Below are 21,270 nucleotides of genomic sequence, written 5' to 3'. Positions count from 1 at the left end.
AGGAACTAACCTGATTTGTAAGTGAGCTTGTGAAGCTTAAGTGAACAGCATTGGGCACAAAATGCATTGGTCATTTCCGTAAGCTCAATCAGAAAACCGTTTTGGAGGACGGAAATAACGGGACGGTGCGGTGTAACGGGACGTCCTGGATCGAAAGAAAATGAGGAGGCGGTCGAAAGACTATGTATTCCATTTACGCATAAAAAATCGAAACAGCTTTCATTTCAGAGGCAAATTGCCTTTATTCTCGTGAAGCTTGTTCAAGACGTCAGGGGCGGATAAAAAGTCAAGCGTTAATTGAAATATTCTAAAAATAGACGTTAAGATAAGACCGTGGAAATCAAAGCAGCAGATTTCCAATAATAATAATTTTTTCAATCATAATTTTTTTCCTTTCTTTTTCTCAATAATTTACACAGAACACCCGGACCGCCCATCCGGGTGTTCTGTGTCTGATGAAAAGAAATTCTCTTTTAACTCTCATTTTAGGTAAGGATCGGATACTGATCGTGGTCAGAGAAAGCCTCTGGTCAAAGAAGCTGAATACAATTCAGGACTTCTTATTTCCTTTCTTCTCTTTTCATAATTTTCAATACCGAAAAGTACCGGTTTGCCCGACCGGTACTTTTCATATGCGGATGTATGAGAAACCGGAAGGCCGGATTCTGCGCGAACCGAGATCGCCGATAGAAGAGCTTCTGCCTAACGCCTGCTGTTTGGAAGCTGGGCGGGACTGGGATCTCTTTTTGCGCGGCATTTTTTGTCTGAAAATTCTTTTTTGGTTTTAATTCGGCATAGAGGGTAAGAAATCGTCCGGTTTGAATAACCTGTGTTCTGGAGGTGCTGTTTCCTGATCGTTCCTTTCTTCTTTGACTGGACGACGCGGAGTGGATTTCTTCTGTCGCTGAGGCTGTGCACTCCCTGCTTTCTGCGGTTTCGGAGCGTATGCGATCCCACAAAAACAAGACCGAGGGAAGGCGAAATCCGCTCGTGAAATGACAAATGCTGCACCTTAATACCGTCTTAATAAAAATGGGCATTGGAAAGCGTCTGACTTGCGTCAGTTGATATATTGAATTCGGGAAGAGACATAACGTTGGGTCAGCGCAGCGGCTGATCAATCCCTTCCATATTTCCTCTTTTAACTCTCTACGTAATTGAAAAAGAAGGGTTGTGGCGGCCCTTCTTTTTCAATGCCTTTTTTGAAAAAACGGATGGGGCAGGAGGTTTGCGGGAGACGACAAATTGAGAGCCCTGTGTGAATGCGTTTTATAAGCTGTTTCTGTTTAAGCGGTTTTTTGTTACGCTTTGACCATGATGACTCCCAATTCGCCTAAGAATACAAAAAAGCCTGTTTCTGCGAAGAACACGGGCAAAAACAGAAAAAGAAAACGCAGGCTGACTCGAAAAGGAAAGATTGCACTCACGGTTGCGGTTTTAGTTATCGTCCTTTGCATCAGCCTTCTCTTTATGCGTCAGCCTTCGGTTGCAGAACGGCTTTCGCTTACCTATCTGGACTCCCTTACCCTCTCGGATCTCAACTCCAAACCGCAGGAAAGCTATGCGGATAAAACGCGTGTGGGCGACTACACGGTTTACGGTACGTCCCTTGTGTTTTACGATCAGACGTATTCTCCTCTGGAAACCGACGGCTATTTTGGACGCAACGTCAAGCTGGTCAATATTAAAACCGGAGAAGAAATTACGACGACCTTTACCGGCGGCGGAGATAGTGGAATCGACTTGCAGAACCTGCCCGCCGGCGTTTACGAAGTGTATCTGACTAACGGCTATACGTACGCAAGAGCCTACAGCGATGAGGAAATGCACTCCTCTCCGCTGATTACGATGCGAAACGACAAGAAAGTCTCCAGCGTGCAGGTGGATGCTTCGAAAGACTATCTCGACAAGTTTAGCATCGACACCGATGAAAACTACATCTTTCTGACGGTAACGGAATCGCTGCCGATTGTGAAAGTGACCGATGTGGTCATCGACCCTTCCGGCTATCTGGTCGATCCAAACGGCATGCCTCTCGAATGGTACAGTGAGGGCAGCTTTGACGAGAGCGAGCACAGCTGGGAATTCGCTCAGCGTATTGCCAGATATCTCGAAAGCGCCGGGCTTCGCGTCACGTTCTCCCGCGATAAGGAAGAACTCAAAGGCTACGCAGGAGAAAACTCCCGCGCAGGGATCGGCTACTCTTCGCAGGCAAAAATCTTTTTGTCGCTGACGATGAGCGATGCCGAGCAGCCCTATCCATATATGATCAGTTCGCCATTTACCAACGGCGTTCTGGGCAATTCGATTTCCAGCGCGCTTTTGAGCGATGGAATTTTGCTGAGCACGCCCGTAGTCTCTTCCCAGCTGAATATTGGAAATACGTACGACCAGCTCACTGTGGACGAGGCGTATGAGCTCGAACCGTATTCGCTGTTTCCGGCACTGCGCGAAACCGGCGGCCGTCTGACGAGCGCCGGCCAGAGCGAGCAGTGGAAAGCCAATGAGATGTTCTCCCAATCGTATGGAATGAACTCGCTGGTGTTCTGCTACGCGTCCAGTCAGAATGAAGCATCCAGAACGTATTTTCTGGAAAACGAAGATACGCTGGCCCGCGGAATCGCGCAGGGCATTCTCAATGCCTGCGGCTATTCGATTACGCTTGACGAAAATTCCATTTCCCATGAGGAGGAAAGCCATTCCCAGACAACCGCTTCGCAAAGTGCGGCGGCTGCGTCTTCTGACTCGCCCGAAGACACTCCTTCCGAGTAAAATAAGCAGGAAAAAAACAGGATCCTGAATCCGCCGGCTTTCATAGTGAAATCGGCCAAGAGGAGGATCCTTTTTCTACGAAACGAAAAAGCCGAAGTACGGCTACTCCCATATCCGTCGTTTCCATGCGAAAAACGATACATCTCGTTTTCAATGCGTTATGGAATCGGCAGAAAAACGATACAGAAAGGAAATCCCATGAAACTGCAGGTATCCAATTTATATAAGTCCTATGGCGCCCAGGACGTTCTGTCCAATGCAAGTCTGCAGGTCAAAGGCACCGAAAAAATCGGTCTGGTCGGGCGTAACGGATGCGGAAAAACAACGCTCCTCAACATCATCAGCGGAAAAGAAGATTTTGATCGCGGCGAAAGAATTGTCCCCAACGCGGTCCGGATCGGTTCACTGTCCCAGACCGTCTTTGAAGATAAAAATCAGACCGTTTTAGAAGCGCTCGAAGACGTCTTCTTTGAACTGCGCAAAGTCGAAGCGGAACTGGCGCGGCAGGCGGAAGTGCTCGCGGAAGATTCCAGCGAAAAGCAGCTGGAAAAATACGACCGGCTTCAGACCCGTTTTGAATCGCTGGGCGGCTACGACTACGAACACGAAATGCGCAGCGTCTTCTTCCATTTTGGTTTTGAAGAAAGCGATCTTTCCAAAAAAATCAATGAGTTTTCTTCCGGTCAGCAGACCCGCATTGCGCTCGTAAAGCTGCTGCTGGAAAAGCCGGACGTTCTGCTGCTCGACGAGCCGACCAACCATCTCGATCTGGATTCGATTGAATGGCTCGAAAGCTATATCAGCCGCTATCCAAGCGCCGTCATTCTCGTCAGCCATGACCGTATGTTTCTCGACCAAGTGTGCGATGAAATTGTCGAAATTGACCGCGGAAAAACGATGCGCTTTCCAGGCAGCTATTCTCACTACGTCAAAGCCAAGGAAGAGTGGATTAAGAAAAACCACGACGCCTACGTCCGTCAGCAGGAAGAAATTGCCCGTCTGGAAGCTCTGATTGAAAAATTTCGCTACAAGCGATCCAAGGCTGCGTTTGCCCAGTCCAAAATCAAATATCTCGACCGTATGGAAAAGCTCGACGATACGACCGCGGACAAATCGCGGATCAAAGCGGAGTTTTCCAGCGAACGCAAAGGCGGAAACCGGGTTCTGGAAGCAGAAGGCCTGACGTTTGGCTATGACCATCCGCTTTCAACGGTGAGCTTTGAACTGTTCCGTCAGAACCGCATCGGCATTGTCGGCCCGAACGGCATCGGCAAGTCGACCTTGCTAAAAACGCTGATTGGAAAGATCCCGCCTTTAGGCGGTCAGTTTGCGTTCGGCCATCAGATCGATATCGGCTACTTTGATCAGGAAACTGCCGCCATGCATTCCAGCAAGACCGTAATCGATACGCTCTGGGACGATCAGCCAGAAGCAAGCCAGACGCAGATCCGTTCCGTACTGGCTGCGTTCCTGTTTACCCAGGATGAGGTGTTCAAGGAAGTGAACGATCTGTCCGGAGGCGAAAAAGTCTGTCTCTCGCTCGCCCGTCTGATGATGAATCACGATAACCTTCTGATTCTTGACGAACCGACCAACCATCTCGATATTCCAGCCAAAGAAGCTCTCGAAGCCGCGCTTAAAAACTATGACGGCACGCTGCTGTTCGTTTCCCACGACCGTATGTTCCTGTCCAAAATGGCCGATAAGGTTCTTGAAATCGGCGAGGACAGTCATCTTTATGACTGCTCGTATACCGAATACGCGCAAAAGAAAAAAGAGGGAACGCTCGATTCCCTCAAAACAGCTGAAGTCCCGGCCTCTTCGCGCCGCGGCCGTACGCCGGCTGCAGCGCCCGCTCCCAAAACGGCTGCGCAGCTGCGTCAAGAGAAAAACACCCTTTCCAATCGCGTGACCAAACTCGAAGCCATGCTGGAAAAAGCCGAAGCTGAGCTGGAAGAGCTGCGTGAGCTTCGCTACGATCCGGAATATTATCAGGACTATCGCAAGATGGAAGAACTCGATGGCCGGATTGACGATAAGCATAACGAGATTGCGGCCTATACGAAGGAATGGGAAGAGAAGATGTCCGCTCTTGAAGAGATGAGCTGATCCGCAAAGAAAGAAGATATCGGCAGACATCCGTCTTCTTTTGCGGATCTGGTTTTCCTGTCTCAAGGGGATCGGCTCGTTTGTTCAAAGATCGTTCTGGTGCTTTCCTGCCGGATTCAGGAGAAACGCATCTTTTCTATATCAAATCATGAACAAGAAAGCGTCCGATCGAAGAGATTGGGCGCTTTTGTCTGGAAAGGAAATCGGTCTGTCCGCGTGCCGTGCCTGGCATGGCCTCGGTCGGGATTCGATCGGTTATCCAGTGAGAATTCTTTTTGATTTTGCCTTTTGACCCGCGTACAAGGCTTAGGAAATCCAGCCGCCGTCGACGACGAGCACGTCGCCGGAAACGTAGGAAGACTGATCGGAAGCGAGGAAGAGCGCTGCGTTGGCGATTTCTTCCGGGGCTCCGGGTTCTGGAGACATTGCCAGCATTTTCGATACTTTTCCATAGCCGTCCATGTTCGGCATGCCCATGGAAGTGCTGATTTCCGTGGCGATTCCGCCTGGAGCGATGGCGTTGCAGCGAATGCCGTCTGCCCAGTACATGAAGGACGTGTTCTTGGTCATGGAAATGAGGGCAGCTTTGGAGGCGCAGTAGATCACGCCGGCTACATTTCGCATGCCGCCGACCGAAGCGACATTGACGATGGAGCCTTTGGTTCCTTTTTCCTTGAAGACTCTGACAGCCTTGCGCATGGCGCACATCGGGCCGAATACGTTGACTTTCATGACGTGATCGAATTTTTCATCGGTCGCATCGGCTACGCCGGCCATGTCGTCCATGACGCCCGCATTGTTGATCAGAATATCGAAGCCGCCGAACGTTTCCAGACAGAAATCAATCATGGCGTCATTGTTTTCTGTGACGGATACGTCCGCTGCGAAGATTTCGACTTTTCCTGGCGCGTCGCTCAGCGATTCCTTGAGCGCTTCGAGGCGTTCCTTACGACGGGCAACCGCTGCGACATTCGCGCCTTCCTTCACGAAACGTTCGACGATGGCTTTGCCCATGCCGCTCGAGGCACCGGTCACCACCGCGCATTTTCCTTCTAATAACATTGGTACTCTCCTTGCCGGCTTGAACGCCGGGTTTTGTCTACCATTATAGCCGCTTCATTATGAATTATGATAAGGCTTGCAGATTCCCCGAACGAATTCGAATGGATTGCAGAGAAAAAATGTCTGCCCGCAAATGGACAGACATTTTTTCGAAATTCAGAAAAGGTACAGATTTTATACAAAAGCCGCAAAAATCAAACCAATGGAAAACAGAAACCTGTCCTGCGCACTGTTCAGAAGAAGGCGAGAGGTGAAGGATTTGTTTTCGTATGGATCACTCAGAGAGCCGGCTGACTACTTCTCTGCCGTATGATCCTGAGCGCTTTTGTTTTTGATGAATTCCTTGACGATCTGCAGCTGTTCGAGATCGTAAGGTGTCGTCTGGTAGACGATGTAGTTGATCCAGTTGGCAAAGAACAGGTTGCCGGAAGAACGCCAGCGAACGACGGGATCCTTGGACGGATCATCGCCAGGATAGTAGTTGTCCGGAACGTGAATGGGAACGCCTGCGTTGACATCGCGCAGGTATTCCTTTTCGAGCGTACGCGGATCGTATTCGCTGTGTCCGGTTACGAAAATCTGGCGTCCCCCTTCTGTAGAAAGACAGTACAGACCGGCTTTGTCGGAAGAAGCGAGAACTTTCAGTTTGTCGCAGGCGAGCACCTGATCTTCGCGCAGACCAATGCCGCGCGAATGGGGAACCATGAACACGTCATCAAAACCGCGAAACAGAATTGAACTTGGACGATCGACGTGATGTTCAAAGACGCCAAACAGCTTTTCCGGAAGCTTCACATTGCCGATGCCATAGTGATAGTACAGCCCCGCAAACGCGCCCCAGCAAATATGCAGGGTGGAGAAGACGTGCGTCAGCGACCAGTCCATAATTTTGCAAAGTTCGTTCCAGTAGTCGACTTCTTCATAGTCCAGATGCTCGAGCGGCGCTCCGGTAATCACAAAGCCGTCGTAGTATTTATCCTTGATCTGATCAAAGGTTTTATAAAACGCCTGCATGTGCGAAGAAGAAATATGAGACGGCTCATACGAAGAGGTCTGCAGCAGATCCAGTTCGATCTGCAGAGGCGTATTGCCCAGCACGCGGGCCAGCTGCGTCTCCGTTTCAATTTTGGTCGGCATCAGATTCAGCAGAAGAATATGAAGCGGGCGGATGTCCTGGCTGGTCGCCCGGGTTTCGGTCATCACAAAGATGTTTTCATCGACCAGCGTTTTGGTCGCCGGCAGCTGTTCAGGAATTTTAATCGGCATACAATCAGACTTCCTTTCTAAAAGTACAAAGTCAGGTCCAGATTCTAATGGTGCTCCTTTGCGCAAAAAGAGACCGGACCCAAAAGCCAGAGGCAGAACAAAATCCAGAGCCGGAAACATAAAGTCCGCCAGGATGCGATCTGGTTCTGCAAAACGGTACAGAAAAATGATATCGAAACGGCGATAGAGAAATGCGCTGCAAAATACAAAAGGGAAGAAAACCGGATCGGGCAGAAGAAGCGGCCTCAGACAGGAACGAGACGGCACGATAGAACCCAGTTCCTATCTGTAAGGACAGCAGCTGCCGATCCGGGAAAAGTTCAGAACATCAAAATCAAAACGGGAATAAAAGCGAATGGAAAGGAAAACTATGCTTCTGTCGCCTCGAGCGCCTGTGCAATGTCGTCTAGCAGATCCTGCGTATCTTCAATGCCGCAGGAGAAGCGGATCAGATCGCTGTATACGCCGGCTGCCTCCAGTTCCGCATCGGTCAGCTGACGATGCGTGGTGCTGGCCGGATGAAGAACGCAGGAGCGGGCATCGGCTACGTGCGTTTCAATAGCAGCGATCTTCAGGTTTTCCATGAATTTCTGTGCGGCTTCGCGACCGCCCTTCAGACGGAAGGAGACAACGCCGCATCCGCCCTCCGGAAGATACTTCTGAGCGAGCGCATGGTATTTGGAAGAAGGAAGCCCTGCGTATTCAACGCTCTTGACGGCTGGATGCTTTTCCAGGAATTCCGCCACCGCCTGGCCGTTTATCGCGTGCTGTTTCATGCGAAGATGCAGGCTTTCCAGACCCAGGTTCAAGTAGAACGCGTGCTGTGGCGACTGGATGGCTCCAAAGTCCCGCATGAGCTGCGCGGTGGCCTTGGTGATATAGGCACCTTCCAGACCGAAGCGTTCGGTATAGGTAATGCCATGGTAGGATTCATCCGGCGTGGTCAGTCCCGGATATTTCTCGGCATGTGCCGTCCAGTCGAATTTTCCGGAATCGACGATTGCACCGCCGACGGCAGCACCATGTCCGTCCATGTATTTTGTCGTGGAATGGGTGACGATATCCGCGCCCCATTCAAACGGGCGGCAGTGAATCGGAGTCGGGAACGTATTGTCCACAATCAGCGGCACCCCATGACGGTGGGCCGCATCCGCGAACTTTTCAATGTCCAGAACGGTGAGCGCCGGATTGGCGATCGTTTCGCCAAAGACAGCTTTCGTATTGGGACGGAACGCCGCATCCAGCTCTTCGGGGGAAGCGTCCGGATCCACAAAGGTGAAGTCAATGCCCATCTTGCGCATGGTGACATTGAAGAGGTTGTACGTTCCGCCATAAATGGATGTGGAGCAGACGACATGATCGCCGCAGTTGGCGATATTAAAGATCGCAAAGAAGTTGGCCGCCTGACCGCTGGACGTGAGCATCGCTGCACTGCCGCCTTCGAGGGCACAGATTTTGGCCGCTACCGAGTCGTTGGTCGGGTTTTGAAGCCGTGTGTAAAAGTAGCCTTCAGCTTCGAGGTTGAAAAGCGCGCCCATTTCATCGCCGTTTGCGTATTTGAACGTTGTCGACTGTACAATAGGAATCTGACGGGGTTCGCCGTTTCCCGGAGTATAGCCGCCCTGTACCGCAATGGTACCAAGACCTTGTTTTTTCATTTTCTTATCTCTCCTCAAGATTCCGCCAAACCCAGTAAAAATTCTGGCTGTTTGGGGATCTGTTACGATCAGCCTTCGCAAATCCGGTTCGGGCTCGATTTTGCATTAGGCAAAGCCGGAAACGATCTGCGCTGGACTGAGGATATTTCACAAACAAAGCGATTATTATAAAAGCTTTGCCTTCTTTTCCTAGATGTTTCAGAAAACAGCTTTCAAAATGCAGGCAAAGAGGGTATTTCAGCCGCCTGCGCCGGAAACAAAAACGAAAAAATAAAAGGAAAGCTGGAAACGGATCATAAACCGTATCCGGGATACATTTCAGTTCCGAAAAGCACGCAAATCCGAAAAACAATTCATGAAAAACAATACCTGAACGGGAAGATCAAAGAGAGACAGACTGGATACAAAATGGATCCGGACTGCTCCTTGCAGAAATGAAAAGCACGCGGCACGGCAGTCTTTTTGCGGGCGGAACCGTTCTAAGAAAGGAAGAAGAAAGATGAAGGAAGATTCAAATACCGATCCGATTCAGACGATAAAGTCGTCTGCGCAGAGAGATTGGAAACCCTTTGTGCACAGCGTCCTGAAACCGGCGGTTTGCGCCCTGAATCTGGAGGAGAAGGCGTACTGGATCCACGAAGAAGAAGATGAACTGCATTCCTTGACCAAGGGTTGGTCAAGGAATGCGGTTCATCTGTCGAAATATAAGGATTCCTATGAAGTCTGGGTACAGAACGAAGACGGCTTTCTTTCGCTGCGTACTTTTTCTGAACTGGATCAGGCGATCGAGGAATTTCTGTTTCGTTTCCAGCTGGAAGAACAGACAGCGGCCTTTCTGGAAAAACTGGCAGAGATCTGCGGGCAGTAAATGAATCCGTCAATCGGTGAAACGGGATCCAAAAAGGCAGAAACTGTCTGTGCAAAATTCAAAACGGGAGAGGGGAGAACTGGGACTGTGACCACACGAAAAAACCAAAACGCGCAATGCGTTCGAAAAGATCAGAACTCATCGGTTCAGTCCGACTCATCCCAAAGCAATATAGAAACGCCTGATCCCGTTCTGGAAGCTGTCCAGCCCTTCTGGTATGTCTATATCCTCTGCTGCAGAGACGGAACCTTTTATACGGGCAGCACCAATCGGCTTCTTCGCCGCCTGAAGGCGCATAACCAGAAAAAAGGCGCGCGGTATACGCGAAGCCGTCTTCCGGTCCTTCTGGTCTATCACGAAGTCTTTTTGAGCCGGCACGATGCCCTCAGCCGGGAATGGCACCTGAAACAGCTGAGCCGAAAAGAAAAGCTGGATCTTATCCTTTCGCAAAACGCGGTTCTCGTGGATGCAGACCGGACCGGCAGGTTGGGAAAGCCGGAAGAACGGCTTTGAAATGGACTGGAAACTGCTGAATATGCGTAAGGACTATAAATAAATCAAAAATATTTACCTAAACTTTTTTTCACTTTTTTTAAAAGAATTCCTTGCAATCTTCCAAGATATGGATTATCTTAAATGAGCGCATTGGGGTATAGCCAAGCGGTAAGGCAGCAGACTCTGAATCTGCCATTTCCGTGGTTCGAATCCACGTACCCCAGCCAAGCCAATTTACACGTCAGGTTAACCGCCTGGCGTGTTTTTTTTATCTTTCCAGAACGTGCGAAAGGACAGCGCGTTTTCTTTTGAGAGCGGACCAAAGAAACGGCTCGTTTCTTTTTCGCGCCATATGCGTAAAAACGGATCGGTCAGGACGTTTCGATAAAACAATACGGGTATGCTAGGGTGGAATTGTCCAGAAAGCGGCGACGATGAAATAGCCGACTGCAGGGATAAAGGAGATAACGCATATGATTACACCGGGTTCTGTCTTTTCCATTTTGAAAGACGATCAGCCAATCGATGGCTGCACCATTTCGCACGACCTTCTGCCAGACGCAAAAGGGATGGCCATCGTGTTTTCTCTTGGTGCCCAGACGGATATTTCTCCGGAAACCTATCGTCAGAACAAGCTGATCTGGGTGATGGACGGCGATCTGACGGTTCACACTTCGCAAACGGAAGTTGTACGACTGAACGCCCAGGACGCCTGCTGGACCGAGAAAAATGTTCCTGTGGGAACAGAAACCGAAAAAGGCGCTATTTATATAGAAATAGCGCCGGGAGATGCTGAATCCATGAATCTTAATCTTGCACCTGGAGAGGTTTTTAAACTCGCAGATCTGGTTCCGTACAAAAACGGATCCATTGTAAACCGGGATGTATTTTTCACACCGGGCATGAAACTGGTCGTCATGTCCTTTGACGAAGGCACCGGTCTTTCCGAGCACGCGGCGCCTGGCGAAGCTCTGCTCTTTGGGCTCGAAGGCGAAGCCACGGTAATTTATGAAGGGGTCGAGCATGTTCTTCATGCCGGCGAAGAAATTCTCTTTGCCAAAAACGGCCGCCACGCCATTCAGGTCAACGGCCCGTTCAAGATGGCTCTGCTCATGTGCCTGGAACCAAAACCGCTCTTTCAGAAATAAGCCGGTTCTGAGTAAAGCCGCAAAGTCGTTTGCAGAAGCGTCGAAGGACAATGCAGACGACAGGCCGAAGAATCTGATTTGAAACTTTCTATCCGAATTCGTTCATTCGTACGGACCGGCGAATTCGGATTTTTCTTTTTGAAAAACACGAAACGGCGCAGATCTGCGGATCTATTGATCACGCAGGCAAAACAAAAGCCCGAACAGATTCAATCTGACGGGCTTGCTTTCTTATGGTGCGGATGACAGGACTCGAACCTGCACGCCGAAGCACTAGATCCTAAGTCTAGAGTGTCTGCCAGTTTCACCACATCCGCATGACGACATTAAAACATGGATTCGCGCCGAACGCAAAATCTTAAAGACATAAGAACAATCTGGCAGAATCGCTTCTCTTTAGTGCAGAACACGGGGCATGGACAGTTCGTCGAGCTTTTCCTGTAAGTAATCCTGCAGTTTTTCGAGAAAATCATCGGATAATCCTGGAAGATTTTCGTCAAAATCACAGTTGATCATGACCTGTCGAACTTCCGTGTCCGTCTCTGCAGGCAGATCCATGGGGAAGACTTCCTCCGCATCCAGATCGGCGGGATGGAAATCGTGGGGGACAATCGAAATTTTTGACTCTGCATAAGGGTCTGCAAGTTCGTCCTGAAGGGACAGCAGAGCCTCAAGAATCGGCTGGGCAATGGATTCGATCAGTTCATCTTCAAAGCAGTCATAGTTGGTATGCATACCTTTGCTCCTTTATCATGAATTTCACTAAATCTGACTTCATTATAGAAAGAACATTCCCTTATGCCAATCGGCCGAACCGTCAAATCCGGATGAGCGGATCGCCCGAAAAAGACTGAAATTTATGGATTTAATGAATAAAACAATGAACAAAAGTTGACTTTGATAACGGATTCGAAAATGTAGGAATTCAGGACTTTTTTCATGCACGATCCAAAAGGGCTGGTAAAATATAGGCTCTTTGTTACCAGAAAACTGACTTTCCCGAACTTTAGTTTCGTCTTGCCAGACGGCCGTAAATCAAAAGGGCCTTTCGTATTTTGAAAAGATAAGGAAGACAGCCTTTGTATTTTGGTGCAGCAGGATGGGGGGGAAGCCGGCGGTATTGTGTGTTACAGTTAGAACGCAGGAGGTGTATGGGTATGTCCGATTCAGAACAGAATAAAAACCAGACTCCCGAAAATCCGGATTCTTCCTTTCCAAAGGATCAAAATGAAATTGATGATTATACGCAGAAACTGCTCGATAAGCAGGTAGAATATCTTCTCTTTCCCGAAGACGACAGCGATGTAACGACGTCGTCTCTCGAAGGAACCATGTCCGAAGAACAGCGGCGTGTCGCGGAAGAAACGATGCTTTCGGCGCTCGATCAGCTGCGCAAGGAACGCGGTCAGGTCAGTATCGAAGAAGAAGAAAACCAGTTTGCCCGCTCGCATCCCTCTTCCAGACCAAACAAAAAGCGCCATTCCAAAGGAAAGGCACAGGCTTCGAAAGGGGAAGATCTGGAGCCGAGCCGCTATGAAGTTAAGAAAGATACGAAAGAGGAAGGCGCTGCGAAAAAGCCGGCCTCAGCCGTTCCGTTTTATAAGACGACCAAATTCAAGGTCATCCTTGCCGCCGTCATCGTGCTTGGCGTTCTCTTTGGCGCTTATGCCTGGAAAGTCACCGTATATGATCCGGCCCATGTAGCCAGCGTCGATCAGGACGCAGCCTACAAGCGGCTTGTGAACTATGCGGATGAATTCTCGATGATGTCGGATGCCCAGAAGCAAAATCTGGTCAATCTCGAAAACGACTACAACTCGCTCCCGGCGGCCAAGAAAACGGAAATCGATGAGTACTTCCTTAATCCAAAGCACACCGGCAAATCCTTTACGGATCTGCTTGCGGAAATGAAGGACAATACACTTTCCGTGGATAATCCGGAATTTGCGGATCTGCTTTCGTTCGCCCAGGGCTTTAACGCGGCAGACGAAGCAACGCGCGCCACCATTGTGGATAAAATCGACGTCTTTAACGCGCTCGAAGAAGATGTGCGCAACAAAATCGATGAAGCCATGAAAGTCACCACCGGCAAAACGTTTACTCAGGTGTATAACGACTACGTATCGGGACAGCCGATCAGCGAAAATCCTTCTGATCCAGCTGCACAGCCCGCAGACAATACGGATGCCCTTCAGGCACAGCTCGATTCCCTGCGTACAGACCGGGACAATTACGCGCAGTTTCTGGCCGAAGAAGGTCTGAGTATCGATGACATTCTTCAGCAGTACGATGCCCAGATCGCCGACCTCCAAAGCCAGCTTGGTCAGTAGAAGCCGACAGAACAGACAAGATAATACAGAGATGAATGAATACGAAGGATCAAAACGGATGGTTTCCGCAGAGATCCTTCTTTTTTTTGATGCCCGGCTCCTCCAGAAGTCCCGAGCAGATCGTTCCTTTAGGAAGGAATTGAAATTTTCGTTTTGATTCTGAAATTCCTGTGCTACAATAGCAGGGCGCCGACGTAGCACAGCTGGTAGTGCAACGCACTCGTAACGCGTAGGTCGTAGGTTCAAGTCCTATCGTCGGCACCACTTTGAAACCATCAGGCAGCTTTCCATTGCGGAGAGCTGCCTTTTCTTTATGTCGGAAATGATTTTGTGCAGGTTTGCGGTTCGTATAACCGGGCATGAAAACACGAATCCATAAGTCGCATCCAAAGCGATCCATTTTTAAGAGATATAAGAGATACAGGAACTCCAGCCTGAACAATTTTCTTTCCAGACGCTCCAAGACGGTTTCAAAACAGAAAATCCGGAACCCAGCTCCTGTATCTGGACCGATTTTTCTGCAGGCGTTTCGGAAAAAAGAAATCTGCCTTCTGATGGCTGGGGCCATCAGCCTTGGTCCGTGCGGAGAATGGCTGCCAAAAGAAGCGGTCAGCCGGCCGTTTTTGACAGCCGCTCAATCTCTTGCGACAGATCAAAACTGCTCCGCCCTAGGATCTTCTCTGGAAAAAAGCTTCGCCTTGAACTCCGAACAATTAGAAACTGCAGGCAATCCGGATGAGGACCCATTGAATAATCCATCGGAGGGTCCCGCAAAAAATGCAGAAGCAGAGAATTCTCTCGCTTCCGAAGATTTCGATCTGCCTTCTCAGCTGGTTCTGCGTCTTTTGCGCGGTTTGCGTGAAGACCTTTTTGAAAAACTGCGGCGAAATGAGGAAGGGCTGAAACGGATCGAAAAGAAAGTACAGGCGCTCAATCGCCGACAGGAAGAACAGAACCGTCTGGAAAACATCCAGAACGAAATGCGTGAGCAGACGATCCGTCTGCGCAGGCTGGATCGTCTGTTTCAGTCTTTACAGGAACGCCTCGCACCTGCGCAGCCGGAAAATCATGAAGAAGCGATAGAGGAAGCTCTGCTTCATACGGCAGGCAGTCAGATTCAGCTTCCGGCTTCGCGTCCTTCTGTTTTAGACGAACAGGTTTCCATTTCGAATAATTCGGTCTCTATAACGAAGCGAGAAGCATCTTCTGGTGAACGGAACGATGCAGGCGATTTAAACGAGCCGCAGCTCGAGTCCTCTTCATCTTCCGCTTTGCTGCCGGATCCAGCAGCCGAATCATCTCAAACAGACCAGACCGAAAGCCGAGAGAAAGCTCCCCGCCAATACAAAGACGACTTTGATCCGAGCAGACTAAAGACTCCGATCGACGGATCTGGAGGAATGGCTGGATGGAGTCTTCCAAATTCTTCTGTTCCGCTCGCCAGAGAAAACGAGGCAGTTCCCCATAAGAAAGCACAGCCTGTGCTGGAGCCGTCTGCTGCGTCTGCCCAGAGTCAAAAAAATATGGAGGGCGGATTTTCCAGAGCCTGCCCGGCTTACGACTATGAAGATGAATTTCTCAAAGACCATGGCGACAGCCTTCGCCTTCAAATGCCTGCCAAAGGCGTAATCTCTGCCGGGACCTGGGCGTATCCTTCTGGACAGATGCATCTGGGCATGGATCTGGCTTTGAATATGTATACGCCAATTTATGCGCCGACCGACGGCGTGATTGTGTACGCCAATGCCCCTGTGGGAGACAGCGGCGGGTATCTGGGAAACTGGATAGGCTATCCAGCCGGAGCGGGGAATTCGCTCTGTATGATCGGGATCACCGAAGACGGTCTTTTTGGAATTACCTTTGCCCACCTCTCATCGAACCTTTACGTTCGTGCCGGTCAGCAGGTCCGTCAGGGAGACCTTCTGGCCAAATCGGGCAATACGGGAAATTCCACCGGTCCGCATACCCATATCGAGCTGTTTCGAATCAAAAGCTCGTTTGAAGACGTCGCGTCTTACTTTTCCTCTACGGCGGATTTTGCGTTTGGCTGCGGCTGGAACGCACCGGCGACGTGCTCCAGATACGCCTGCCGCGTCCGGCCGGAACAGTATTTTTCCCGCTAAAGGAAATCTATAGACTGTCAGAAATCTGAACACGGAGGCCATCTGAAAACGAAGGCCTTTCTTGTCGTTTAAAAGATAAAAAGTCATTTAAAATGAACGAAGCTATGGGCTCGATACAATGAGGACAGGAAGAGCAGCGCGCATATTTCGAGTAAATTCACAATTATTTGACAAACTCGAAGATTTATTTCACTTTGTTCAAGGCTTGAAGACAAATACAGCGCGTATTCGGTTTATACGCCGTACGCATTTTTGTCCAATTGCTTCAGGAAAGGAGAGATCGTCCTATGGAACAGCTTGAATCCTTATATGAAAAACGAATGCGAACTTTACTGGGTGACGAATTTGATGCCTACCAGAACAGTCTTTCGACTCCGCTTTATCAGGGACTTCGCATCAGTTCCTCCAAGCAGGATCCACAGATCACCCGGAAAAGTCTGCCGTTTCTTTCGGAGGTGTCGCCGTTTGCGGATCATACCTGGTACATCCATCAGAAAGCGGGACTAACGCCGGAACACTTGCAGGGGCTGATTTACCTGCAGGAACCGTCCGCTTCCGGTGCCGTTTCCATTTTGAATGTGCAGCCGGACGATACCGTTCTCGATTTGTGCGCCGCGCCCGGAAGCAAGAGCACGCAGATCGCGGAGAAACTTGGCAGGAACGGATTTCTCGTTTCCAATGAGATCGATCCGAAACGAGCGCAGATTCTGGCTGGCAATCTGGAACGCATGGGCGCGGAAAACGTCTGTGTGACCAATATGGACAGTCCGTCGATCTGCTCGCAGACGGAAGGTCTGTTTGACAAAGTTCTGGTCGATGCGCCGTGCTCGGGCGAGGGCATGATGAAAAAGCATGAAATCGCCCGCGACGACTGGTCGATCGAAAACGTTCTGCTTTGCGCGGCCAGACAGAAGGACATCCTGAAAGAAGCCTGGAAGGCGCTTAAACCTGGCGGCGAACTCGTCTATTCCACCTGCACGTATGCGCCAGAGGAAAACGAGGGGAATGTCGCCTGGCTTCTTTCCACGTTTGAAGATGCAAAACTTCTTCCGGTCGATGTGATCTGGGGAAGAGAAGGCTTTGCGACAAATGGACTGGATGCTTCGAAAGCCGCTCTGGTTCGCCGCGTCTTTCCCATGGATGGCGGGGAAGGCCACTTTATGGCGCGCTTTATGAAAACGGGCGAGTCCGAAGAAAGTGCTGAACCAGTCAGCAGCTCTCGAAAAAAGGGGAAAGGGTCAAAGGGCCTCTGGCTCTCTGCAGACAAGCTGCCTAAGGAAGTCGCTTCCTTTCTGGATGAACAGCTAGAAGCCGATGAGCGCGGCGTATGCGGCTATTCGTTTTATCACGTGATCGAGCGAAAAGACGAAAGTCTGGTCTTTGGGATGAATCATCCGTTTCTGAATCTGAAAAAGGGAAAGGTGATTCGTCAGGGCGTTTTAATCGGCAGCGTGCTGCGCAAACGCTTTGAACCGGATTTCGCCTTTTATCTGAGTGAAACGGCCGCCCGTCATCTGAAAACGAAAACGGAAACCTTGCTCGAAGAAATGGATGCATATTACCATGGTCAGCAGCTTCCGCTTCAGGCGCCTGCCGGCTTTCGCGCGCTGTGCTATCAGGGCATTCCTTACGGCTTTGGAAAAAGCTCAGCCGGCCGTATTACCAACAAGCTTCCCAAAGGCCTTCGGCTTCTGCCGGGTTCCGCCATTTTAAAAGGCGGCAAAACGGAAGACGATCCAGCAAAGGCGTAAAACGCGAGAAAATCTGGACAGCCGGCGGTTTTGAGGTGCGTCACAAACCGCATACAGACTGCTCAGAAAAGATTCAGAACAGCCGGCGAACCCCTCCGGCAAGCTTTCCAGTTGCAGTGAGTGAACGGACGTCAGAAGGCGGAAATTCAGAACGATCTTTTTCTTCTTTTCTGAGCAAGCCATTCGAATATGGAAGGCTTTCTCAAAAAACCGAAGGAAGAGGAGAGTACAAAAAAACCCGAAGCTGAGCTGGTTCGCTTCCAAAAAGCACGTCAGAATACAGGCTTTTCCATTGCAAAATACAGACGGACGAAAACGCGTCCAATGTTTGAACGACTAGTCCTTTCCCCCAAAGACATCGCCTTTTTGGTCAGAAAACGAGCGGCGCGGTTAGAGGGTCAGCCCGTTTGAAAGAGCCAAAACCCTGACTTAAGATTTAAATACTTATTAAATAAGATGAGTTGCTTAACTGAACAAGGAATTTATGATTCCTGCCTTCGTTTTGGTTTTGTGCAGTTCTGAGGATTTCATCCATGCACAGACGATGGGTTCCCAGAACGCCCCAAAAATCGAAACGAAAAACCGTCAGAGACAGGAGACGGTCTTGGTCTGGTAACAAACAAGAAAAATTCTGTCGATAAGAAAAGAAACAGAGGTATACCAACGTGAATTCATCCCCCAACCAAAACGGCACGCTGCAGTCCGATCCTGTTATGCCAAAAGATGCAAAACATCTTGAACCCAAAAAGAAAAAGATATTTACAAAGCACAAAGCGTATCAGTATTTTCTGCTGATCGTCGGCAGCATTCTTTTTCCAATTGGCGTCAACGTCTTTATTTCCCCCTGGAAATTCAATACGGGCGGCCTGATCGGTATCGCCCAGATCGCTTCGCAGATGATCTGCGGTTCCGTAAAGCTGTCCGGTCTTTTTAACACCCTGATGAACATCCCGCTGTTCATCCTGGCCTGGAAAGCCTTAAGCAAGAGCTTCCTTTTCAAAACGATTCTTTCCATTCTGATTCAGTCGACTCTGCTTTCTTTCTTAAGCGTTCCAACAACCCCGATCTTCGCGGATCCGCTCACCAACGTTATCTTTGGTGCGATCCTTGGCGGTCTTGGCATCGGTCTTTGCCTGCAGTCTGCGGGCAGCGCAGGCGGTCTGGATATTCTCGGCGTCTATTTCTCGGTAACCAAACCCGGATTCTCCGTCGGCAAGATTTCCTACATCGTTAACGCGTTCGTTGAACTGTTCGCCATTTCGATCTACGGTCTGGAAAACGCTCTGTATTCCACGCTGTTCATCGTCATCATGTACTTTGTCAGCGACCAGGTACACCTGCAGAACATTTCGATGACAGCTATGATCATTACCTCGAACCCCGAACTGAAACACGTTATTCTCGATCGAATCCACCGCGGCGTAACCTGGTGGAAAGGCAACGGCGCCTATACCGGCGACGACAAGGAAATTCTTCTCTGCGTCATGAACCGCTACGAAGTCCGTTACATGAAAAAGCTGATTCAGGAATACGATCCGAAAGCTTTCCTTCTGCTCAACCGGACCAAGGCAGCCCTTGGAAATTACGAACGCCGGTTAATGGAATAATCCTGTTTTTGAAAGCTGTAGCGAATCAAATGCTTGTTTATCGTTTTTGACAAATTTGTAATTATTAACATTTACAAGGGCAGAAACTGGATAAAATAAATGGTGATCATTGTCAAAGGGCAGCCGGACGACTGCCTTTTGACCCATACAAGGATCCAGCAGAACTGGATCACGGAGGAAACATTTTATGATTATTCAAAGCCGTAGAGTATGGGTCGTTGATACTTTCATGCCATGCCAGATCAAGACGAATGGCGAAAAGATTGAAGCGATTCTCCCTTACGAAACCCTGCCTGTTGACGAAGACTATGGCGATCTGCGCATCGTTCCTGGCTTCATCGATCAGCATACCCATGGCGCCTATGGATGGGACACCAATGACGCTACGGAAGAAGGCCTGCGCAACTGGATGAAGAACATCGTTCGCGAAGGCGTTACCGGCATCCTGCCGACAACCATCACCCAGTCTGAAGAAGTTCTGACGGCTGCGGTTAAGAACGTCGCCAAAGTCGTACGCGAAGGCTACGAAGGCGCTGAAATTCTCGGTATCCATTTCGAAGGTCCGTACCTTGATCAGGTGTATAAGGGCGCTCAGCCGGAACAATACTGCGTAAAACCGGACGTAGAACAGTTCAAGCGCTATTACGAAGCTTCCGATCATCTGATCAAGCTGATCACCATGGCCACCGAACATGACTGCGACTATGAACTGACTCACTTCTGCGTGGATCACGGCATTGTAGTCAGCCAGGGTCACTCCGGAGCCACCTATGAACAGGCACTGCTTGGCGTAGCCAACGGCGCGATGTCCATGACGCATGTCTACAACGGCATGACCAAATTCCATCACAGAGAACCAGGACTGGTCGGTGCAGCGTTCCGCTTCAGTGACGTATACGGCGAACTGATCTGTGACGGAAACCATTCCACAAAAGAAGCGATCTTCGACTTCTACAAAGCCAAAGGTCCAAACTTCGCCATCATGGTTACTGACTCCCTGATGGTTAAATCTCTGCCGACTGGAACTAAGGTTCTCTTTGGCGGAAACGAAATCGAACTGATGCCGGACGGATCCGCTCACCTGACATCCACAGGCGGACTTGCCGGTTCCACACTGAACGTAAACAAAGGTCTGAAAGTTCTTGAAGAAGCCGGGGTTCCATGGCTTTCCGCCATCAACTCCGTAACGATCAACCCGGCTACTCTGCTTGGCGTCAACGATCGCAAAGGCTCCATCCAGGCCGGAAAGGACGCTGACCTCGTCGTTCTCGATCCGAACTACGACGTAGTCATGACCTACACCAAAGGAAAGAAGGCATTCTAGTGAAGTATTACCTGCAGACCATCGATCCCGCTGAATTTCTCGAAGTCAATCAGGCGATTACCCTGAGCGGTGTCTATACCGAACCCATGGATTTTTCAAGATCGAATAAAAACGTCAAGGAGACGCTGAATTCGCTTCTTGAAGTCATGAGCGAAAGCCAGAATATCCTGCTCTATTCAATCGCTCCCAGCTTCCGCAGCATTCTTGAAGAGGGAAGACACCTGCAGGCATTCTCACCGCGTCTGATTCCCGTGGTCACTGCGGATTCCCAGGGCTACATGACCCTCAAAGCCGCGCATACGCTTCATATTCCGACAGCCTGCGGCCGAATCTTTACCCTCGAACAGGCGATGGCCTCCATGCATAACCAGGCGTGGCTGACCATTCTGGATCTTGAAAAGATTTCCCGCTTTGCACCAATTGAAGGCCTCGTTGAAGACGTCCTCAATACGGCTGGTGCCTATTCGCCCAACGAAGACTATGATCCTGATCGCGTTCTGGTCGTCGTTTCCGATTCCAGTCAGTTCCATATGGCCATTCAGGCCGGCGCCCAGAATATCTGCGCTCCGAAAAGCGTCTTCGATCAGATGCTGTATTCGCCTCTGACCAAGTCCGAATCCGTGGCAGCCAGAGATGAATGGATCGTCACCTATGCCCGCATGGAAGTTCTGGATGATGACCAATCCAGCGATGATGAAGAGGAATGAAGTGTACCCCATGTCAAGGACACGATAATTAGAGAGAACCCTTTGTTCGG

16 protein-coding genes and 3 tRNA genes are annotated in these 21,270 nt (G+C 49.8%); 14 read left to right on the top strand and 5 right to left on the bottom strand.

Going from position 1 to position 21,270, the window contains the following annotated elements; all coding sequences use genetic code 11:
- Positions 1–1,470 precede the first annotated feature (1,470 nt).
- On the top strand, positions 1,471–2,772 hold the full coding sequence (locus Q2J39_RS07200) for a hypothetical protein (RefSeq protein ID WP_230268496.1): 1,302 nt from the start codon (positions 1,471–1,473) through the stop codon (positions 2,770–2,772).
- A gap of 198 nt (positions 2,773–2,970) precedes the next feature.
- On the top strand, positions 2,971–4,881 hold the full coding sequence (abc-f, locus tag Q2J39_RS07195) for a ribosomal protection-like ABC-F family protein (protein WP_288339761.1): 1,911 nt from the start codon (positions 2,971–2,973) through the stop codon (positions 4,879–4,881).
- Positions 4,882–5,187: 306 nt separating this feature from the next.
- Here abc-f and Q2J39_RS07190 read toward each other — a convergent pair whose 3' ends face one another.
- The 3 genes from Q2J39_RS07190 to Q2J39_RS07180 form a co-directional block, all read right to left on the bottom strand.
- Positions 5,188–5,943 (bottom strand): SDR family NAD(P)-dependent oxidoreductase, encoded by a 756-nt coding sequence (locus tag Q2J39_RS07190; RefSeq protein ID WP_288339763.1) that lies wholly within the window; start codon positions 5,941–5,943, stop codon positions 5,188–5,190.
- Positions 5,944–6,237: 294 nt separating this feature from the next.
- Positions 6,238–7,209, bottom strand: a complete 972-nt coding sequence (gene metA / locus Q2J39_RS07185) for a homoserine O-succinyltransferase (RefSeq protein WP_230266803.1) — start codon at positions 7,207–7,209, stop codon at positions 6,238–6,240.
- 368 nt (positions 7,210–7,577) lie between these two features.
- Positions 7,578–8,867: an O-acetylhomoserine aminocarboxypropyltransferase/cysteine synthase family protein gene (locus Q2J39_RS07180; RefSeq protein WP_230266802.1), complete on the bottom strand. Its 1,290-nt coding sequence runs from the start codon at positions 8,865–8,867 to the stop codon at positions 7,578–7,580.
- Positions 8,868–9,366: 499 nt separating this feature from the next.
- On the opposite strand from Q2J39_RS07180, the gene Q2J39_RS07175 reads away from it, so the two are divergent.
- The 4 genes from Q2J39_RS07175 (at position 9,367) to Q2J39_RS07160 (ending at position 11,378) form a co-directional block, all read left to right on the top strand.
- Positions 9,367–9,735, top strand: a complete 369-nt coding sequence (locus Q2J39_RS07175) for a hypothetical protein (RefSeq protein WP_288820669.1) — start codon at positions 9,367–9,369, stop codon at positions 9,733–9,735.
- Positions 9,736–9,822: 87 nt separating this feature from the next.
- Entirely contained in the window at positions 9,823–10,248 is a 426-nt protein-coding gene (locus Q2J39_RS07170; protein WP_288339768.1) for a GIY-YIG nuclease family protein, read from the top strand.
- A gap of 133 nt (positions 10,249–10,381) precedes the next feature.
- Positions 10,382–10,457, top strand: a tRNA-Gln gene (locus Q2J39_RS07165).
- 246 nt (positions 10,458–10,703) lie between these two features.
- A complete protein-coding gene (locus tag Q2J39_RS07160; RefSeq protein WP_230266799.1) occupies positions 10,704–11,378 on the top strand; it encodes a cupin domain-containing protein in 675 nt (224 codons plus the stop codon).
- Between the two features lie 234 nt (positions 11,379–11,612).
- Here Q2J39_RS07160 and Q2J39_RS07155 read toward each other — a convergent pair.
- Positions 11,613–11,695, bottom strand: a tRNA-Leu gene (locus tag Q2J39_RS07155).
- Between the two features lie 79 nt (positions 11,696–11,774).
- Positions 11,775–12,113 (bottom strand): hypothetical protein, encoded by a 339-nt coding sequence (locus tag Q2J39_RS07150; RefSeq protein ID WP_230266798.1) that lies wholly within the window; start codon positions 12,111–12,113, stop codon positions 11,775–11,777.
- 422 nt (positions 12,114–12,535) lie between these two features.
- Between Q2J39_RS07150 and Q2J39_RS07145 the strand changes: the two genes are divergently transcribed.
- From Q2J39_RS07145 to Q2J39_RS07110, 8 genes are all read left to right on the top strand, one after another.
- Positions 12,536–13,708: a hypothetical protein gene (locus tag Q2J39_RS07145; RefSeq protein ID WP_288339771.1), complete on the top strand. Its 1,173-nt coding sequence runs from the start codon at positions 12,536–12,538 to the stop codon at positions 13,706–13,708.
- A gap of 188 nt (positions 13,709–13,896) precedes the next feature.
- A tRNA-Thr gene (locus Q2J39_RS07140) sits at positions 13,897–13,972 on the top strand.
- A 482-nt stretch (positions 13,973–14,454) separates the two neighbouring features.
- Complete coding sequence (locus tag Q2J39_RS07135; protein ID WP_230266796.1) at positions 14,455–15,831, top strand: M23 family metallopeptidase; 1,377 nt, start codon at positions 14,455–14,457, stop codon at positions 15,829–15,831.
- 287 nt (positions 15,832–16,118) lie between these two features.
- Positions 16,119–17,582 carry a methyltransferase RsmF C-terminal domain-like protein gene (locus Q2J39_RS07130; RefSeq protein ID WP_288339774.1) on the top strand — a complete coding sequence of 488 codons (1,464 nt, stop codon included), beginning with the start codon at positions 16,119–16,121 and terminating at the stop codon, positions 17,580–17,582.
- 189 nt (positions 17,583–17,771) lie between these two features.
- The gene (locus Q2J39_RS07125; RefSeq protein WP_230266794.1) at positions 17,772–17,993 is read left to right on the top strand and encodes a hypothetical protein; all 222 of its coding nucleotides are present in this window, start codon (positions 17,772–17,774) and stop codon (positions 17,991–17,993) included.
- A gap of 254 nt (positions 17,994–18,247) precedes the next feature.
- Positions 18,248–19,189: a YitT family protein gene (locus tag Q2J39_RS07120; RefSeq protein ID WP_288339776.1), complete on the top strand. Its 942-nt coding sequence runs from the start codon at positions 18,248–18,250 to the stop codon at positions 19,187–19,189.
- Between the two features lie 187 nt (positions 19,190–19,376).
- Positions 19,377–20,513, top strand: a complete 1,137-nt coding sequence (nagA, locus tag Q2J39_RS07115) for an N-acetylglucosamine-6-phosphate deacetylase (protein ID WP_230266792.1) — start codon at positions 19,377–19,379, stop codon at positions 20,511–20,513.
- Positions 20,513–21,220, top strand: a complete 708-nt coding sequence (locus tag Q2J39_RS07110; protein WP_288339779.1) for a hypothetical protein — start codon at positions 20,513–20,515, stop codon at positions 21,218–21,220. Before nagA ends, Q2J39_RS07110 begins: the two co-directional genes overlap by 1 nt.
- Positions 21,221–21,270 lie beyond the last annotated feature (50 nt).

This window comes from uncultured Allobaculum sp., assembly GCF_948576815.1.
Lineage (GTDB): Bacteria > Bacillota_I > Bacilli_A > Erysipelotrichales > Erysipelotrichaceae > Allobaculum > Allobaculum fili.
The sequence above is the reverse complement of the archived record's forward strand: the minus strand, read 5'-3'. Positions and strand labels throughout refer to the sequence as shown.

Coding starts and splice junctions, on each gene's coding strand:
- Q2J39_RS07200 (WP_230268496.1), top strand. CDS start 1,471: ATGCGTCAGCCTTCGGTTGCAGAACGGCTTTCGCTTACCTATCTGGAC.
- Q2J39_RS07160 (WP_230266799.1), top strand. CDS start 10,704: ATGATTACACCGGGTTCTGTCTTTTCCATTTTGAAAGACGATCAGCCA.
- Q2J39_RS07190 (WP_288339763.1), bottom strand. CDS start 5,943: ATGTTATTAGAAGGAAAATGCGCGGTGGTGACCGGTGCCTCGAGCGGC.
- Q2J39_RS07180 (WP_230266802.1), bottom strand. CDS start 8,867: ATGAAAAAACAAGGTCTTGGTACCATTGCGGTACAGGGCGGCTATACT.
- nagA (WP_230266792.1), top strand. CDS start 19,377: ATGATTATTCAAAGCCGTAGAGTATGGGTCGTTGATACTTTCATGCCA.
- Q2J39_RS07175 (WP_288820669.1), top strand. CDS start 9,367: ATGAAGGAAGATTCAAATACCGATCCGATTCAGACGATAAAGTCGTCT.
- Q2J39_RS07150 (WP_230266798.1), bottom strand. CDS start 12,113: ATGCATACCAACTATGACTGCTTTGAAGATGAACTGATCGAATCCATT.
- metA (WP_230266803.1), bottom strand. CDS start 7,209: ATGCCGATTAAAATTCCTGAACAGCTGCCGGCGACCAAAACGCTGGTC.
- Q2J39_RS07125 (WP_230266794.1), top strand. CDS start 17,772: ATGGAAGGCTTTCTCAAAAAACCGAAGGAAGAGGAGAGTACAAAAAAA.
- abc-f (WP_288339761.1), top strand. CDS start 2,971: ATGAAACTGCAGGTATCCAATTTATATAAGTCCTATGGCGCCCAGGAC.
- Q2J39_RS07130 (WP_288339774.1), top strand. CDS start 16,119: ATGGAACAGCTTGAATCCTTATATGAAAAACGAATGCGAACTTTACTG.
- Q2J39_RS07145 (WP_288339771.1), top strand. CDS start 12,536: ATGTCCGATTCAGAACAGAATAAAAACCAGACTCCCGAAAATCCGGAT.